This window comes from Paenibacillus kobensis NBRC 15729, assembly GCF_004000825.1.
In the GTDB taxonomy this organism is placed as follows: Bacteria; Bacillota; Bacilli; order Paenibacillales; family Paenibacillaceae; genus Paenibacillus_T; species Paenibacillus_T kobensis.
Genome location: NZ_BILZ01000151.1, coordinates 1 through 796 on the forward strand (window position 1 = coordinate 1; position 796 = coordinate 796).

Consider the following 796-nt stretch of genomic DNA (forward strand, 5'->3'; position numbering starts at 1 on the left):
TGTGGCGTATTGACATGCTCTGGGTTTGCAGCCTCGCCTGTATAGACCTCCTTATCGAATAGGTCTATGACCGGAATATCTCCTTTGACCGGCAGTTCCGCCCTTCCCAGCAGGATCGCTTTCGGCTGGCAGTCTTCCAGCATATACTGGATACGGTTGTTCGGATAGCCAGGATCTACCGGCACATAGGCACCGCCTGCCTTCATAATCCCGTAGATGCCGATGATCATCTCCATGCTTTTTTGGGCCAGGATCGCAACTCTGTCATCTGGCTTGACTCCAAGCCCCCGCAGTTTGTAGGCCAACTGGTTGGCCTGTTCATTCAGCTGCGCATACGTCAATTGCGCATCTTCAAATACGACCGCGATATGGTCCGGTGTCTGTAGAACTTGTTCTTCAAACAGCTCTACGACTGTTTTTCCTCGTGGATACTCCGTTGCGGTGTCATTGAAGGTCTCAATTACCAGTCTTCTTTCTTCTTCGTCCACCACACTCAGTTCGCTGATCTTCGCCTCTGGATTTGTTGTCAGTTCGTCCACCAGGCGGCTGAAGTGTTTCATCATCCGTTTTACGCTTTCCAGCTCGAACAGATCGGTACAATATTCCCAGTTCATTACATAGCCGTCTTCCGTTTCACCGATGCTTAAGGTGAGATCGAATTTGGCGATGGTATGCTCGCTGGCTGTGCTTGTCATGGTTAAGCCGTTCATTTCTAGGTTCGGCTGTTCGTTGTTCTGCAGGACAAACATTACATCAAATAGCGGGTTTCTGGATAAGTCCCTTCTTATCTCTACCG

1 protein-coding gene is annotated in these 796 nt (G+C 49.7%); it reads right to left on the minus strand.

Annotated features, from left to right (window positions below):
* Positions 1-796, minus strand: a 796-nt coding sequence (locus PKO01S_RS28540) for an AMP-binding protein (protein WP_164779845.1), incomplete at both ends; no start/stop codon positions are given.